The following is a 16,777-nucleotide window of genomic DNA, read 5'->3' as shown; positions in this document are numbered from 1 at the left end:
CCAATCATTGAACCGCAGTGCATTACTATTACTTCTTACGACGACGTACAATAAGCTTGTCGGATTTGTTGTTTTTCTTACGTGTTTTATAACCAAGTGTCGGTTTACCCCATGGAGTTACTGGAGACTTCATACCGATACCAGTTTTACCTTCACCACCACCGTGTGGGTGATCGTTAGGGTTCATGACAGAACCACGAACTGTTGGGCGTTTACCCATCCAACGTGAACGTCCTGCTTTACCAATGTTGATTAGTTCATGTTGCTCATTACCAACTTGACCAATTGTCGCGCGGCATACAGCTAGAATCATGCGAACTTCTCCAGATTGAAGACGTACAATAACATACTTATCTTCACGGCCAAGTAGTTGTGCAGAAGTTCCTGCTGAACGTACTAGTTGTCCGCCTTTACCTGGTTTCATTTCGATGTTATGAATTGTAGTACCCATTGGAATGTTTTCTAGTGGAAGTGAGTTACCCACTTTGATATCTGATTCCGGGCCTGACATAATAGTTGCTCCAACTACAAGACCTTTTGGAGCGAGAATGTAACGTTTCTCTCCGTCTACGTAATTGATTAGAGCAATGTTAGCTGAACGGTTTGGATCGTATTCGATCGTAGCAACGCGTCCTGGTATGCCATCTTTCCGGCGTTGGAAATCGATGACACGGTATTGGCGCTTGTGGCCTCCACCATGGTGACGAACAGTAATCCTACCAGTGTTGTTACGGCCGCCTTTCCGCTTAAGCGGTGCAAGCAATGATTTTTCCGGTTTGTCAGCAGTAATCTCAGCAAAATCGGATGTAGTCATGTTACGGCGTCCGTTGGAGGTAGGTTTGTATTTCTTAATCGCCATTTGTGTTCCCTCCTTCATATAATTAGATATCTATTAGTTGTTTAACTTAGACTTCGAAAAGTTCGATGTCTTTTGAGTCAGCAGTTAGTGTAACAATCGCTTTACGGCGTCTGTTCGTATAACCAGAATGCTTGCCCATACGCTTAAGTTTACCTTTGTAATTCTGTACGTTCACTTTTTCAACTTTAACACCGAAAACTTCTTCGATAGCTTGCTTAATAAATGATTTATTAGCGCGCGTGTCAACTTCAAAAGTGTACTTTTTGAATTCCATTTGTTCAGAAGTACGCTCGGTAATGACCGGACGTTTTATAATATCACGTGCTTCCATTAACCTAGCACCTCCTCTATTTTTTGAACTGCTGCTTTAGTCATAACAAGTTTATCGTGACCGATAAGATCAAGTACGTTAATACCTGTCGCTGTTACGACACTGATTCCAGGGATGTTACGTGCAGACAAAGCCAAAGTTTCATCTAAGTCAGCTGTTACGATCAACGCTTTTCTGTTAATCGAAAGATCAGCAAGTACTTTGATAAAATCTTTTGTTTTTGGTGCATTGAATGTTAGTCCTTCAAGAACGATTACATCTTCTTCACGAACTTTCGTAGAAAGAGCTGAAAGAAGAGCCAATCTGCGGACTTTCTTCGGTAATTTGTAGCTATAGCTTCTTGGTGATGGACCGAATACGATACCACCTCCACGCCATTGTGGTGATCGGATTGAACCTTGACGGGCACGACCTGTACCTTTTTGACGCCATGGTTTACGTCCTCCACCAGCAACTTCGCCGCGACTTTTTACTTTATGATTCCCTTGACGCAATGAAGCACGTTGTTGAACCAATGCTTCGAATAAAACAGATTCGTTTGGTACGATACCAAAGATTGCTTCATTTAGTTCGATGTCTCCGACAGAAGTTCCTGCCTGATTTAATACGGATACTTTAGGCATTCCTGTTTCCTCCTTTCTTTAGTAGTCAGTTTCCTTTGATAGCGCTGCGCACTTGTAAAAGTGATTTGCGTGCTCCAGGAACGTTACCTTTAACTAGTAGCAAGTTGCGTTCAAGATCAACTCGTATAATTTCAAGGTTTTGAACTGTTACTGTTTTGCCACCCATACGACCTGGCATTTTTTTACCTTTGAATACACGTTGAGCGTCAACAGATCCGATTGAACCTGGTGCGCGGTGATGACGTGATCCGTGGGTCATAGGTCCGCGTGAATATCCGTGACGCTTGATAACACCCTGGAACCCTTTACCTTTTGATGTACCTGTGATGTCGACGATATCGCCTTCAGCAAAAGTATCAACTTTGACTTCTTGACCAACTTCGTAGCCACTAACGTCTAATTCGCGGAATTCGCGAATGAAGCGCTTAGGTGCAGTATCAGCTTTTGCAACGTGCCCTTTTTCAGGTTTGTTAGCAAGCTTTTCGCGTTTATCTTCAAATCCGATTTGGATTGATTCGTAGCCGTCTGTTTCCGTAGTCTTCTTTTGAAGAACAACGTTTTGTCCAGCCTCAATCACTGTTACCGGGATAAGATCTCCGTTTTCAGCAAAAATTTGCGTCATACCGAGTTTTCTTCCCAAGATTCCTTTGGTCATTTAGTCCACCTCCTGAATTAATGTGTGCTTTATTTAGTATCGATTAAAGTTTAATTTCAATGTCAACGCCTGATGGTAAATCGAGTTTCATTAAAGCATCGACAGTTTGTGGTGTCGGATTAACGATATCGATTAGACGTTTGTGAGTACGCATTTCGAACTGCTCGCGCGAATCTTTGTATTTATGCACCGCACGAAGAATCGTGTAGACAGTTCTTTCAGTCGGTAGTGGAATCGGACCCGATACACTAGCACCCGAACGTTTTGCTGTTTCTACGATCTTTTCAGCTGATTGATCAAGAATTCTATGATCATATGCTTTTAAACGAATACGAATCTTTTGTTTTGCCATTATTTTCCCTCCCTTGCGCCTATTTTGTTATAGACATTCTCCACGAAAATTTCCCACACACATGCCATGGCAAAGCGGCCTGGTGTGTCGGCAACCTCTCGCTTCATCGCAGTCAAAGACCAACATTCAATATTATACACATAAAAAAAGAATAACGCAAGTGCCTTGGCGAAATTCTTTTCTCAACTTTATTATTATAATTCTTTCTCTCACTCATTGCAAGTCCGAGAGTACTAACTCGGACTATTGACTACTTAATTAAAGAGCATGACTGTTACCCAACCAAACAACAACAACGGAATGTTGTAGTGAATGAATGTCGGTACACATGTATCCCATATATGATTATGTTGTCCATCGACATCAAGTCCCGCAGTTGGCCCAAGCGTAGAGTCAGATGCAGGCGAACCAGCATCACCGAGTGCCGCTGCTGTCCCAACAAGTGCAATGATGGCTAACGGACTGAATCCAAACGCCATACTAAGCGGCACGAAAATCGATGCAATAATTGGGATTGTCGCAAATGATGAGCCAATACCCATTGTAACGATTAACCCGACAAGTAACATAGCGAATGCTGCCATCCCCTTATTATCCCCTAGAGCAGTGCTCGAGTATTCCACCAACTTAACAATATCTCCTGTCTCTTGAAGCACAGCAGCAAATCCATTTGCTGTAATCATGACAAATCCTACGAATGCCATCATACGCATTCCTTCATTGATTAAACCATCAGCATCTTTCCACTTAAGTGCTCCCGTAATATACAGAATCGCAATCCCAGTCACCGCACCTGCAATCATAGACTGTGTTGGTATCTGTACAGCAAGTGTGCCAATAAGTGCTAGTACTGTAAAGATGATATTACGTGTTTTAACAACCACCACTTCTTCAGTGATTTTTAACTGCTTGTCCTCATACTCTCTCGGCTTGCGATAAGAGAAGAAAATAGCAATTAGCAGTCCTACGAACAGACCAAGAACAGGAAGTGCCATCGCTTTCGGTATGTCCGCCATATCAATCGCCATACCCGCTGCCGCCATTTGCTTAGCAAGAATTTCATGGAAGATGAAACCGTATCCATATGGAAGCAAGATATATGGTGCTGTTAACCCGAATGTCAGAACAGATGCAATGAGACGACGATCTATTTTCAACATATTTAAGACATGTATAATCGGTGGCACCAATAAAGGAATAAATGCAATATGGATTGGAATAAGATTTTGCGAGAATATGGCCATCGCTAGAAGCATTAAGACAATCAATACTTTTCCTAGTGCTGTACGATCAGGCTCCCCCTCTTTCTTCACAATCCGCAACATAGCTTCAACAAGCAATTGAGGAATGCCAGTCTTCGATATAGCTACCGCGAATCCACCAAGTAATGCATAACTAAGGGCAATTGTTGCTCCTTCACCTAGACCACCAGTAAACGAGACAATCGTTTCATCAACTGATAAGCCTCCTGTAAATCCTCCCACAATCGCACCTACAACTAGGGCTAATACAACGTTCACCCGTAATAAACTTAAAGCCAACATAACGACTATGGCGATAATAACTGCATTCATTTGTATTCCCCCTATGATTTGTTTCTTTATCCAGCTAAAGTGATGAAGCATAGTTATTAAGATAGCAGAGGATATTTCTTCTGTCAATGAATTTTTAGCGCAGCATCAGAGTCAGGATCTTCAATGAGTAATCCTTATGTTGTAGCTTGTCCATTTAACGAGATTTTATAGTTTCCTAGGCAACAAAAAAACCGCCACAAAGGGCGGTTTTAAGAAATAATTATTTAAGGATTGTTGCTACAACGCCAGCGCCTACAGTACGTCCACCTTCGCGGATAGAGAACTTCGTACCTTCTTCAAGAGCGATTGGAGCAATCAAATCGATTGTCATTTCAATGTTATCTCCAGGCATAACCATTTCTACGCCTTCAGGAAGTTCGATAACACCAGTTACGTCAGTTGTACGGAAGTAGAACTGTGGACGGTAGTTAGAGAAGAATGGAGTATGACGTCCACCCTCTTCTTTTGAAAGAACATAAACTTCAGATGTAAATTTCGTGTGTGGAACGATAGTTCCTGGTTTAGCAAGAACTTGCCCACGTTGGATGTCATCACGTGATACCCCACGAAGTAGTGCACCAATGTTGTCGCCAGCTTCTGCATAATCAAGAAGTTTACGGAACATTTCTACACCTGTTACAGTAGTAGCTTTTGGTTCTTCAACGATACCGATGATATCAACAACATCACCGATTTTAACTACTCCACGCTCAACGCGACCAGTAGCAACAGTTCCACGTCCTGTGATTGAGAATACGTCCTCAACAGGCATCATGAATGGTTTTTCAGTATCACGTGGTGGTGTTGGGATATACTCGTCAACAGCAGCCATAAGTTCCATAATTTTATCTTCATAGCCTTCGTCGCCTTCAAGCGCTTTAAGAGCAGAACCTTTAATGACAGGAATGTCATCGCCAGGGAAGTCATATTCAGAAAGAAGGTCGCGAATTTCCATTTCAACAAGCTCAAGAAGCTCTTCGTCATCAACCATGTCACATTTGTTCATGAAGACAACTAGATGTGGAACACCTACTTGACGTGAAAGCAAGATGTGCTCACGTGTTTGTGGCATAGGGCCGTCAGCTGCAGAAACAACTAGGATTCCGCCGTCCATTTGTGCTGCACCAGTGATCATGTTTTTAACGTAATCGGCGTGACCTGGGCAGTCAACGTGTGCGTAGTGACGAGTTGCAGTTTCATACTCAACGTGTGAAGTATTGATTGTAATACCGCGTTCTTTTTCTTCAGGTGCGTTATCAACGTCAGCATAAGATGCTGCTGTTCCACCTAGTCTTTTTGCTAGAACTGTTGCGATTGCTGCAGTTAGTGTAGTTTTACCATGGTCGACGTGACCGATTGTACCAACGTTAGCATGCTGCTTGGAGCGGTCGAATTTTTCTTTTCCCATTATGGAAATCCTCCTCGAAATATAAAAGTTTTTTTGTTTTTATATAGATATAGGTGCTAAAGGGGGCCCCCTCTAACATCCCATATCTATCTATTCATTAATTTAATGGATAGCAGGCTAAAATAAAAATTATTCGCCTTTGTTTTTCTTAACAATTTCTTCTGCAACTGATTTCGGCACTTCTTCATAGTGATCGAATGACATTGAGAAGTTTCCGCGTCCTTGTGTGTTAGAACGTAGAGATGTTGCATAACCAAACATATTAGCAAGTGGAACCATTGCACGAACTACTTGTGAATTACCACGAGCGTCCATACCTTCTACACGGCCACGGCGTGATGTAACATCGCCCATGATATCGCCCATGTATTCTTCAGGAATTTGAACTTCTACTTTCATCATTGGTTCAAGTAGAACTGGGTTAACTTTTGATACAGCATTTTTCAACGCCATAGATGCAGCGATTTTAAATGCCATTTCGTTTGAGTCGACATCATGATAAGAACCGTCGAATAAACGGGCTTTAATGTCGATCAAAGGATAACCAGCGATTACACCATTATTAAGTGAATCACGGATACCCGCTTCTACTGCAGGAATATATTCACGTGGAACTGATCCCCCGACAACGTTGTTAATGAATTCGAATCCTTTTCCTTCTTCGTTAGGAGAGAATTCAATCCAAACGTGACCAAACTGTCCACGTCCACCGGATTGACGCACGAACTTACCTTCAACTTCCGCCGAAGCGCGGAATGTTTCACGATAAGATACTTGCGGAGCTCCGACGTTAGCTTCAACGTTGAATTCACGGCGCATACGGTCTACAAGAACGTCAAGATGCAACTCACCCATACCAGCAATGATTACTTCTCCAGTTTCTTGGTCTGTATGTGCGCGGAATGTCGGGTCTTCCTCTTGAAGCTTAGCAAGAGCCATACCCATTTTATCTTGGTCGGCTTTTGTTTTCGGTTCAACAGAAAGTGAAATTACTGGTTCCGGGAAGTCCATTGACTCAAGAATGATCAGTGCACCAGCCTCACAAAGTGTGTCGCCAGTTCCTGTATCTTTAAGTCCAACTGCAGCAGCAATTTCTCCTGAATGTACTTCAGAAATTTCTTCACGAGAGTTCGCATGCATTTGTAGAATACGTCCTACGCGTTCACGCTTACCTTTTGAAGAGTTTTGTACGTATGATCCTGATTGAAGAACTCCAGAATACACACGGAAGAATGTCAGTTTACCTACATAAGGATCCGTCATAACTTTGAATGCAAGTGCCGAGAAAGGCTCGCTGTCGTCTGAGTGACGCTCGATTTCTTCATCAGTATCAGGATCTGTACCTTTCATAGGTGGGATGTCAAGTGGTGATGGAAGGTAGTCGATAACAGCATCAAGAACAAGTTGTACACCTTTGTTTTTGAAAGCAGTTCCGCATACAACCGGATAGAACTCAACAGCCAATGTCGCTTTACGAATCGCTTGTTTGATTTCTGCGTTTGTAATTTCATCTTCATCCAAGAATTTGTTCATAAGAGCTTCATCGAATTCAGCAACCGCTTCAATTAACTTTTCACGGTATTCTTCTGCTTGCTCACGATATTCTTCTGGGATTTCTCTTGTTTCAGCATTTAAACCTGTATCATCTTCATAGAAAACTGCTTTCATTTCAACTAAATCGATAATTGCTGCAAAAGTATCTTCTGCACCAATCGGCAATTGAATTGGATGAGCGTTTGCTCCAAGACGGTCTACAAGTGTACCTACTGAATAAAGGAAATCAGCACCAGTTTTGTCCATTTTGTTTACGAAAACTAGGCGTGGTACGCCGTAGTTAGTCGCTTGACGCCATACTGTTTCTGTTTGCGGTTCAACGCCCGATTGAGCATCAAGTACCGTTACAGCTCCATCAAGAACACGAAGTGAACGTTCAACTTCAACAGTGAAGTCTACGTGACCTGGAGTATCAATGATGTTTACGCGGTGGTCTTTCCACTCAGCAGTTGTAGCAGCTGAAGTGATTGTAATTCCGCGTTCTTGCTCCTGCTCCATCCAGTCCATTTGAGATGCACCTTCGTGCGTTTCCCCGATTTTGTGGATTTTACCAGTATAATAAAGGATCCGCTCAGTCGTTGTTGTTTTACCAGCATCGATGTGAGCCATGATACCAATGTTACGTGTATTCTCTAAGGAGAATTTTCTAGCCATGATATGATCTCCTTCCGTCTCGGATTAGAGTAGTAATGAATCGCTGAATCTTACCAGCGATAGTGAGCGAATGCTTTGTTAGCATCAGCCATTTTGTGCATTTCTTCACGGCGTTTCACAGAAGCACCAGTGTTGTTAGAAGCATCAAGGATTTCATTCGCAAGACGTTCTTCCATTGTTTTTTCTCCGCGTGTGCGTGAGTAGTTAACAAGGTAACGAAGTCCAAGAGTTGTACGGCGATCAGGACGTACTTCAACTGGTACTTGATAGTTTGCTCCACCTACACGGCGTGCTTTAACTTCAAGAACTGGCATTACATTAGTAAGTGCCGCTTCGAATACTTCAAGTGGATCTTTTCCAGAACGTTCTTTCACAAGCTCGAACGCACCATAGAGGATTTTTTGAGATGTACCTTTTTTACCGTCAACCATCATTTTATTAATAAGACGTGAAACGAGCTTCGAATTGTAAATCGGATCCGGAAGTACGTCACGTTTTGCAACAGGGCCTTTACGTGGCATGTTGTATTCCTCCTTTCAAGGTTTTTAAGCGATTTCGCTTAAATAACCATCAATCATGATTATTTTAATTAGCTTTTTTTAACTTTAGGTTTTTTAGCTCCGTACATAGAACGGCTTTGCATACGGCCAGTTACACCAGCTGTATCAAGTGCTCCACGAACGATGTGGTAACGAACACCTGGTAAGTCTTTTACGCGTCCTCCACGAAGTAGAACAACACTGTGTTCTTGAAGGTTGTGGCCTTCACCAGGGATGTATGCATTGACTTCCAATTGGTTAGTCAAGCGTACACGTGCATATTTACGAAGAGCCGAGTTTGGCTTTTTCGGTGTCATTGTGCCAACACGCGTACAAACACCTCTTTTTTGTGGTGAGTTTACGTTTGTCATTGACTTTTTGAAGCTGTTATAGCTTTTTCCGAGTGCTGGTGATTTAGATCCCGTCACTTTTGATTTACGTGGTTTACGGACCAATTGATTAATTGTAGGCATCGGTTTTTCCTCCTTTCGAACTTCTTTTTGTAAGACCACACATCCAGGTGGTTCATTTTTGGGGTAAAAACAAAGTCTTTGTGCTTCAATGCACAAAAACTATTAATCAGTAATCGCAACCACAGCTGCACCGACTTGAATGCCACATGCATTTCCGAGTTTATCTCTCGAATCAACATACGTCACTTGAATGTCACGAAGTTTGGCTTCCTCCATTACTGGAGCAATAATCCGTTCTTCTGCATCCTGCGCAATAATAATCTCTATCACTATCCCTGCACGGATTGCTTTCACTGCCTGCTTTGTACCAATGATTGTCTTCTTTGCCTGCTCGACTTTTTCATAAGACATTTCCATATCCTCCAAAGTACAGACATCCAACTATCAACCTTTTGTATTTTATCACCTGTAAGGTAAACTGTCAACACATAAACGAAAAGTCGGGGGAGTTACTTTCGTATTCCCCCGTTTTCAGTTTAAGTTACAGAATCATAACTTACTTAGTTGTAGCTTTTTCTTTTTCTTGTTCCATTACAATATGACGGTAACGCTGCATTCCTGTTCCAGCTGGAACAAGTTTCCCGATAATAACGTTTTCTTTCAAGCCTAGTAACTCGTCCGTTTTCCCTTTAATAGCTGCATCTGTCAAGACACGAGTTGTCTCTTGGAATGATGCTGCTGATAAGAAGGATTCCGTTTCAAGTGAAGCTTTCGTAATACCGAGAATAACAGGACGACAAGTCGCTGGAATTTTATTGACTTTAAGTACTTCCGCATTCGCATCTGAGAATTGGTGAATGTCGAGTAGTGAACCTGGCAATAGATCCGTGTCCCCTGCTTCGATGATGCGCACTTTACGAAGCATTTGGCGAACCATTACTTCAATGTGCTTATCACCGATTTCAACACCCTGCATACGGTAAACTTTTTGAACTTCTTTCAAGAGATAGACTTGAACGGTAACGACGTCTTTAACAACAATCAGTTCTTTCGGATCGATAGAACCTTCTGTTATGACTTCACCTCGGTCAATCATATCACCGACATCAACTTTAAGACGGGCGTTGTATGGCGTCAGATATTTCCGCGTTTCTACTTCGCCTTCAATCGTAATTTCTTTCTGACCTTCACGTATTTCATCAATTTCAATGATTTGACCTTTGATTTCCGAAATAACTGCAACCCCTTTAGGATTACGCGATTCGAAAATTTCCTGGATACGTGGAAGACCTTGTGTTATGTCGGACCCTGCAACTCCACCTGTATGGAACGTACGCATTGTAAGCTGTGTACCCGGCTCACCGATAGATTGTGCAGCGATAATACCAACCGCTTCACCAACCTCGACTGTTTCACCTGTTGCCAAGTTAATGCCGTAACATAATTTACAAACGCCGTGCTTCGTATTACATGTGAACGCAGAACGAATTGTTATTTGTTCAAGTCCCGCATCCAAAATGGCACGAGCTGCATCAGCAGTAATCAAGCCATCTCGTTTAAGAATCAAAGCGCCTGTTTCAGGATGATAAATCGATTTCTTCGTGTGACGGCCTTCGATACGTTCATCTAGACCTTCGATTACTTCCGTTCCATCCATAAGTGCTCCGATATCCAATCCGCGATCTGTACCACAATCATCTTCACGGACAATTACGTCTTGTGCAACATCGACAAGTCGACGTGTCAAGTAACCTGAGTCGGCTGTCTTAAGAGCAGTATCCGCAAGTCCTTTACGAGCACCGTGTGTTGAGATGAAGTACTCAAGCACTGTCAGACCTTCACGGAATGACGATTTGATTGGTAGTTCAATGATTCGACCGGCCGGATTGGCCATCAGACCACGCATACCAGCAAGCTGCGTAAAGTTTGACGCGTTACCCCGGGCACCCGAGTCACTCATCATATAAATCGGGTTTGAGTGGTCAAGTGAGTCCATTAGTTTGTCTTGGATTACATCCTTAGCATGGCTCCAGTAAGAGATAACGCGATCATATCGCTCTTCCTCTGTAATGAGACCACGACGGAACTGTTGTAACACTTTATCCACTTTTGCTTGTGCTTCATGCAAGATATCATCTTTATTAGGTAGAACGACAATGTCGGATATACCAATTGTAATTCCTGCACGAGTAGAATATTTGAATCCAAGATTTTTCATGCGGTCAAGCATTCTTGACGTTTCTGTAATATGGAAACGTTTGAAGATCTCCGCAATGATATTTCCAAGGATTTTTTTCTTAAACGGTTCAATTAGTTCCTGTTCAGCAACATGCTCTTTTATATTGACAGTTCCAGATACAAAATACTTGTCTGGTGTTTCAATTTGCAAGTTGAAGTCTGACGGTTCGTTAATATACGGGAACGATTTCGGCAGAATCTCGTTGAAAATCACTTTTCCGACTGTCGTTATAAGAAGTTTTGCATTCTGTTCCTCAGTGAAAGTAGGATTATTCAAAGATCTTGCCTGAATAGCGATACGTGAATGAAGATGCACGAAACCGTTATGATAAGCAATTAGTGCTTCATCCGCATCACGGAATGAAGTACCTTCTCCTGACGCGCCTTTACGTTCCAGTGTAAGGTAGTAGTTTCCTAAAACCATATCCTGAGAAGGCGTAACGACTGGTTTTCCGTCTTTCGGGTTCAAAATGTTTTGTGCTGCTAGCATAAGTAGACGCGCTTCCGCTTGTGCTTCTGCGGATAACGGAACGTGGACTGCCATTTGGTCACCATCAAAGTCAGCGTTATAAGCTGTACAAACCAGTGGGTGAAGCGTAATCGCACGCCCTTCTACAAGGATTGGTTCGAATGCTTGAATACCAAGTCGGTGAAGAGTCGGGGCACGGTTCAATAAGACCGGATGCTCCTTGATGACTTCTTCAAGAACGTCCCACACTTCTGAATGGAGGCGTTCAATTTTACGTTTGGCACTCTTAATGTTGTGCGCAAGACCTCGTTCAACGAGTTCTTTCATAACAAACGGTTTAAACAGTTCAATCGCCATTTCTTTCGGCAGACCACACTGATACATTTTCAGGTTAGGTCCTACGACGATAACGGAACGACCAGAATAGTCAACACGTTTTCCTAGTAAGTTTTGACGGAAACGTCCTTGCTTACCTTTCAACATATGAGAAAGGGATTTCAATGGACGGTTACCAGGTCCTGTAACCGGACGGCCACGACGACCATTATCGATGAGCGCATCGACTGCTTCTTGCAGCATCCGCTTCTCATTCTGAACAATGATTCCTGGTGCTCCTAAATCTAATAGGCGTTTCAATCTGTTGTTCCGGTTGATGACCCTTCGGTACAGGTCGTTCAAGTCGGATGTTGCAAATCGTCCACCATCAAGTTGTACCATCGGGCGAAGCTCCGGCGGGATGACTGGTAACACTTCAAGAACCATCCATTCAGGCTTATTGCCCGAGTTACGGAAAGCTTCAACAACCTCTAGGCGCCTGATTGCACGCGTACGACGTTGCCCTTGAACTGTTTTCAATTCTTCTTTCAAGAACTCCATCTCTTTTTCAAGATCGATAGCTGCAAGAAGACGTTCAATTGCTTCAGCGCCCATGAGCGCTTGGAATTTAGAACCATACTTTTCGCGGTAGATACGGTATTCCCGTTCAGAAAGCAGTTGCTTTCTTTCAAGCGGAGTATCCGCAGGGTCAACGACTACATAAGACGCGAAATAGATAATTTCCTCCAGAGCACGTGGTGTCATATCAAGGATAAGACCCATTCGGCTTGGAATTCCTTTGAAGTACCAAATATGTGTAACTGGAGCTGCTAGTTCAATATGTCCCATACGTTCACGGCGGACTTTTTGACGCGTCACTTCTACTCCACAACGGTCACAAACGACGCCTTTATAACGAACGCGTTTATACTTTCCGCAATGACATTCCCAATCTTTTGTAGGTCCAAAAATACGTTCACAGAACAGACCATCTTTTTCGGGCTTCAATGTTCGGTAGTTAATTGTTTCCGGCTTTTTCACTTCACCATATGACCATGAACGGATCTTATCAGATGAAGCAAGCCCTATTTTCATATACTCAAAATTGTTTACATCTATCAAGGAGCCTACCTCCCTCTAGTCTTATCGCTGCAATTGGCTTTTCCGAGCAAGCGCACACTTTATATTCAAAAGATAAAGGGGAAAACGTTAATTTCCCCTTAGATTCATTTATATCATTCACTAGGCTAATCAAACAGGCTGATTTTCTTTTATAAGATTCAAAGCATCTGTTGGTTGCATATCATCGTCTTCATCAAGATCGCGTAACTCGATTTCTTCAAAATCAATCGATAGCATCTTAACATCCAAACCAAGACTTTGAAGTTCTTTTATAAGAACTTTAAAGGATTCTGGAACACCTGGTTGTGGAACACTTTCACCTTTAACAATCGCTTCGTACGTCTTCACGCGTCCTACGACGTCATCCGACTTCACAGTCAGAATCTCTTGAAGCGTATAAGCTGCCCCATAGGCTTCGAGTGCCCACACTTCCATCTCACCGAAACGTTGCCCACCGAACTGAGCTTTACCGCCCAGTGGTTGCTGTGTGACGAGAGAGTATGGTCCTGTTGAACGGGCGTGAAGTTTATCGTCGACCATGTGGGCAAGTTTGATAATATACATGACACCGACTGATACACGGTTATCGAAAGCTTCTCCTGAACGACCGTCATACAGAATAGTTTTTCCGTCACGATCCATCCCGGCTTCTTCCATCGTTTCCCAAACATCCTGTTCGTTCGCCCCATCAAATACAGGAGACGCCATATGGATGCCGAGAGTACGAGATGCCATGCCAAGATGCATTTCAAGAACCTGTCCGATGTTCATACGTGATGGAACACCAAGCGGGTTAAGCATGAGGTCAATTGGTGTGCCGTCCGGTAAATAAGGCATATCCGCTTCAGGTAAGATGCGGGAAATAACCCCTTTGTTTCCGTGACGTCCAGCCATTTTGTCCCCAACGGAAATTTTCCGTTTTTGAACGATGTATGCGCGGACCAATTGGTTAACGCCCGGTGGCAATTCATCGCCATCTTCACGATTAAATACTTTCACATCTAGAACGATCCCACCCGCGCCATGCGGTACTTTGAGGGATGTATCACGGACTTCACGTGCTTTTTCACCAAAAATAGCATGTAAAAGTCTTTCTTCAGCAGTCAGTTCAGTTACGCCTTTCGGAGTCACTTTCCCAACAAGAATATCACCATCACGAACTTCGGCTCCGATACGAATAATTCCACGGTCGTCCAAGTTACGAAGCGAATCTTCACCAACGTTCGGAATGTCGCGCGTAATTTCTTCAGGACCAAGTTTCGTATCTCTCGCTTCAGATTCGTATTCTTCGATATGGACCGAAGTATAGACATCATCTTTCACAAGACGTTCGCTCATGATTATCGCATCTTCATAGTTGTAGCCGTCCCATGTCATAAATGCCATCAGAACGTTACGACCAAGCGCTAGCTCTCCTTGCTCCATTGAAGGACCATCTGCAAGAATATCAAGAGGTTTAACGCGATCCCCTACACTACAAATTGGACGTTGGTTATAACATGTCCCTTGGTTCGAACGGATAAAGTTTTCAAGACGGTATATTGTAAGATCGCCTTTCACTTCTTTTCCATCAACTGTTTCAATACGACGAACACGAATTTCTCTAGCCTCGACATGTTCGACAATTCCATCAAACTTCGCAAGTACAGCTGCACCTGAATCGCGTGCTGATATGTGTTCCATACCAGTTCCTACGAAAGGTGATTCCGGATTGAGAAGAGGGACTGCTTGACGTTGCATGTTCGCTCCCATAAGGGCACGGTTCGAGTCATCATTCTCAAGGAATGGAATACATGCTGTTGCCGCAGAAACTACTTGTTTAGGCGAAACGTCCATGTAGTCAATTTGTTCGCGTTTAAAGACAGTGTTATCCCCTTGGAAACGACCGACGACTCCTTCACTAACAAAAGAACCATCTTCTGCAAGTATTGCGTTTGCTTGTGCTACGACGTAATTATCTTCTACATCCGCAGTCAAGTAATCGATTCTAGAAGTGACCCGACCAGAGATAGGATCAACTTTTCGATATGGCGTTTCAATAAATCCGAACTTATTCACTTTCGCAAACGTAGAGAGTGAGTTAATCAGTCCGATATTCGGTCCCTCTGGTGTTTCAATTGGACACATACGTCCGTAATGGGAGTAATGCACGTCACGTACTTCCATTCCTGCACGTTCCCTTGTCAAGCCACCAGGTCCAAGTGCAGACAGCCTGCGTTTATGTGTTAATTCGGCAAGCGGATTCGTCTGATCCATGAACTGAGAAAGTTGAGAACTACCAAAGAACTCTTTAATAGATGCGATAACGGGGCGAATATTAATCAGCTGTTGCGGTACGATTGACTGCGTATCATTAATGGACATACGTTCTTTTACGACACGTTCCATACGAGAAAGCCCGATACGGAACTGGTTTTGAAGAAGTTCACCCACTGAACGTAGACGACGGTTACCGAGATGATCGATATCATCCGTGTTACCCACACCATGAAGAAGGTTGAAGAAATAACTAATTGAAGCAACGATATCTGCCGGCGTTACATGCTTGATAGAATCATCGACATACGCGTTCGATATTACGTTGATTACTTGTTTTTCTTCACTTTTCGGAGAATAAATTTTGATGGACTGGATTGTTATTTTTTCGTCAAGAACTCCACTTGCATGAGTGATCTCTTCGAAACCGATTCCTTTTTCCAAATGCGGAAGAAGACGGTCCAATGCACGGCGATCGATGAGTTGGTCTTTTTCAAGCAGAATTTCACCAGTTTCAGGGTCGACAAGTGTTTCAGCGACAACCTGGTTGAACAAGCGATTTTGTGCATGAAGCTTCTTATTCATCTTATAGCGACCTACATTCGCTAAATCATACCGTTTTGCATCAAAAAATCGTGAGAACAAAAGGTTCTTCGCGCTATCTAGTGTTGGTGGCTCACCTGGACGAAGACGTTCGTATATCTCAAGCAATGCTTTTTCAGAGCTTTCAGTGTTGTCCTTTTCAAGTGTGTTGCGCAAATACTCATTATCACCGATTAAATCAATGATTTCCTGGTCGGATGAGAATCCGAGTGCACGAAGGAGTACTGTAACTGGCAACTTACGTGTCCGATCAATGCGGACGTGAACAACATCTTTTGCATCTGTTTCATACTCAAGCCAAGCACCGCGATTCGGAATAACAGTTGCACCGAAACCACGTTTACCGTTTTTGTCCGTTTTATCACTGTAATAAACACTTGGAGACCGGACGAGCTGGGAGACAATTACCCTCTCCGCACCATTAATAACAAATGTACCATTTTCTGTCATGAGCGGGAAATCACCCATAAAGACATCTTGCTCTTTTACTTCTTCCGTCTCTTTATTGTGGAGACGAACTTTTACACGTAGCGGCGCTGCAAACGTTACATCACGCTCTTTCGATTCCTCTACAGGGTATTTAGGATCCCCAAGAGTATAATCGATGAACTCCAACGATAGATTTCCCGTAAAGTCTTGAATCGGAGAAATATCGCGGAACATATCCAGCAGTCCTTCTTCTAAGAACCACTCATAAGATGCCGTCTGGATTTCAATCAGATTCGGCAGATCGAGCACTTCGCTGATCCGTGCGAAACTTCTCCGCTGACGGTGTTGACCATACTGAACTAAATGACCTGTCAACTCTTTCA

13 protein-coding genes are annotated in these 16,777 nt (G+C 43.1%); all 13 read right to left on the bottom strand.

Features of this window, described 5'->3' with window-relative positions:
• Nucleotides 1-28 precede the first annotated feature (28 nt).
• Nucleotides 29-859: a 50S ribosomal protein L2 gene (gene rplB / locus MKY15_RS08885; RefSeq protein ID WP_067204755.1), complete on the bottom strand. Its 831-nt coding sequence runs from the start codon at nt 857-859 to the stop codon at nt 29-31.
• 46 nt (nt 860-905) lie between these two features.
• Nucleotides 906-1,190, bottom strand: a complete 285-nt coding sequence (gene rplW / locus MKY15_RS08880) for a 50S ribosomal protein L23 (RefSeq protein ID WP_067204752.1) — start codon at nt 1,188-1,190, stop codon at nt 906-908.
• Nucleotides 1,190-1,813: a 50S ribosomal protein L4 gene (gene rplD / locus MKY15_RS08875; protein ID WP_067204749.1), complete on the bottom strand. Its 624-nt coding sequence runs from the start codon at nt 1,811-1,813 to the stop codon at nt 1,190-1,192. The genes rplW and rplD overlap by 1 nt, the downstream gene beginning before the upstream one ends.
• Nucleotides 1,814-1,838: 25 nt before the next feature.
• Nucleotides 1,839-2,468, bottom strand: a complete 630-nt coding sequence (gene rplC, locus MKY15_RS08870; RefSeq protein ID WP_067204747.1) for a 50S ribosomal protein L3 — start codon at nt 2,466-2,468, stop codon at nt 1,839-1,841.
• Nucleotides 2,469-2,511: 43 nt separating this feature from the next.
• Nucleotides 2,512-2,820 (bottom strand): 30S ribosomal protein S10, encoded by a 309-nt coding sequence (gene rpsJ / locus MKY15_RS08865; protein ID WP_067204744.1) that lies wholly within the window; start codon nt 2,818-2,820, stop codon nt 2,512-2,514.
• Between the two features lie 254 nt (nt 2,821-3,074).
• Nucleotides 3,075-4,394, bottom strand: coding sequence for a Na+/H+ antiporter family protein (locus MKY15_RS08860; RefSeq protein WP_067204741.1), 1,320 nt, complete (start codon nt 4,392-4,394; stop codon nt 3,075-3,077).
• A 220-nt stretch (nt 4,395-4,614) separates the two neighbouring features.
• Nucleotides 4,615-5,802: an elongation factor Tu gene (gene tuf, locus MKY15_RS08855; protein ID WP_067204738.1), complete on the bottom strand. Its 1,188-nt coding sequence runs from the start codon at nt 5,800-5,802 to the stop codon at nt 4,615-4,617.
• A gap of 129 nt (nt 5,803-5,931) precedes the next feature.
• Nucleotides 5,932-8,010, bottom strand: a complete 2,079-nt coding sequence (gene fusA, locus MKY15_RS08850; protein ID WP_067204735.1) for an elongation factor G — start codon at nt 8,008-8,010, stop codon at nt 5,932-5,934.
• Nucleotides 8,011-8,060: 50 nt separating this feature from the next.
• Nucleotides 8,061-8,531: a 30S ribosomal protein S7 gene (gene rpsG, locus MKY15_RS08845; protein WP_067204733.1), complete on the bottom strand. Its 471-nt coding sequence runs from the start codon at nt 8,529-8,531 to the stop codon at nt 8,061-8,063.
• 68 nt (nt 8,532-8,599) lie between these two features.
• Entirely contained in the window at nt 8,600-9,022 is a 423-nt protein-coding gene (gene rpsL / locus MKY15_RS08840; protein ID WP_067204730.1) for a 30S ribosomal protein S12, read from the bottom strand.
• A gap of 102 nt (nt 9,023-9,124) precedes the next feature.
• Nucleotides 9,125-9,373, bottom strand: coding sequence for a ribosomal L7Ae/L30e/S12e/Gadd45 family protein (locus MKY15_RS08835; protein ID WP_067204727.1), 249 nt, complete (start codon nt 9,371-9,373; stop codon nt 9,125-9,127).
• Between the two features lie 145 nt (nt 9,374-9,518).
• Nucleotides 9,519-13,106: a DNA-directed RNA polymerase subunit beta' gene (gene rpoC, locus MKY15_RS08830; RefSeq protein WP_067204724.1), complete on the bottom strand. Its 3,588-nt coding sequence runs from the start codon at nt 13,104-13,106 to the stop codon at nt 9,519-9,521.
• 129 nt (nt 13,107-13,235) lie between these two features.
• Nucleotides 13,236-16,769 carry a DNA-directed RNA polymerase subunit beta gene (gene rpoB, locus MKY15_RS08825; RefSeq protein ID WP_067204721.1) on the bottom strand — a complete coding sequence of 1,178 codons (3,534 nt, stop codon included), beginning with the start codon at nt 16,767-16,769 and terminating at the stop codon, nt 13,236-13,238.
• Nucleotides 16,770-16,777 lie beyond the last annotated feature (8 nt).

Origin of the sequence: Sporosarcina sp. FSL K6-1540, assembly GCF_038620285.1 — a bacterium.
Taxonomy (GTDB): Bacteria; Bacillota; Bacilli; order Bacillales_A; family Planococcaceae; genus Sporosarcina; species Sporosarcina psychrophila.
This window is presented reverse-complemented; position numbering and strand designations above follow the sequence as displayed.

Excerpts from the sequence above, each read along its gene's own strand:
- rplB (WP_067204755.1), bottom strand. The coding sequence starts at position 859 with ATGGCGATTAAGAAATACAAACCTACCTCCAACGGACGCCGTAACATG.
- rplW (WP_067204752.1), bottom strand. The coding sequence starts at position 1,190 with ATGGAAGCACGTGATATTATAAAACGTCCGGTCATTACCGAGCGTACT.
- rplD (WP_067204749.1), bottom strand. The coding sequence starts at position 1,813 with ATGCCTAAAGTATCCGTATTAAATCAGGCAGGAACTTCTGTCGGAGAC.
- rplC (WP_067204747.1), bottom strand. The coding sequence starts at position 2,468 with ATGACCAAAGGAATCTTGGGAAGAAAACTCGGTATGACGCAAATTTTT.
- rpsJ (WP_067204744.1), bottom strand. The coding sequence starts at position 2,820 with ATGGCAAAACAAAAGATTCGTATTCGTTTAAAAGCATATGATCATAGA.
- MKY15_RS08860 (WP_067204741.1), bottom strand. The coding sequence starts at position 4,394 with ATGAATGCAGTTATTATCGCCATAGTCGTTATGTTGGCTTTAAGTTTA.
- tuf (WP_067204738.1), bottom strand. The coding sequence starts at position 5,802 with ATGGGAAAAGAAAAATTCGACCGCTCCAAGCAGCATGCTAACGTTGGT.
- fusA (WP_067204735.1), bottom strand. The coding sequence starts at position 8,010 with ATGGCTAGAAAATTCTCCTTAGAGAATACACGTAACATTGGTATCATG.
- rpsG (WP_067204733.1), bottom strand. The coding sequence starts at position 8,531 with ATGCCACGTAAAGGCCCTGTTGCAAAACGTGACGTACTTCCGGATCCG.
- rpsL (WP_067204730.1), bottom strand. The coding sequence starts at position 9,022 with ATGCCTACAATTAATCAATTGGTCCGTAAACCACGTAAATCAAAAGTG.
- MKY15_RS08835 (WP_067204727.1), bottom strand. The coding sequence starts at position 9,373 with ATGTCTTATGAAAAAGTCGAGCAGGCAAAGAAGACAATCATTGGTACA.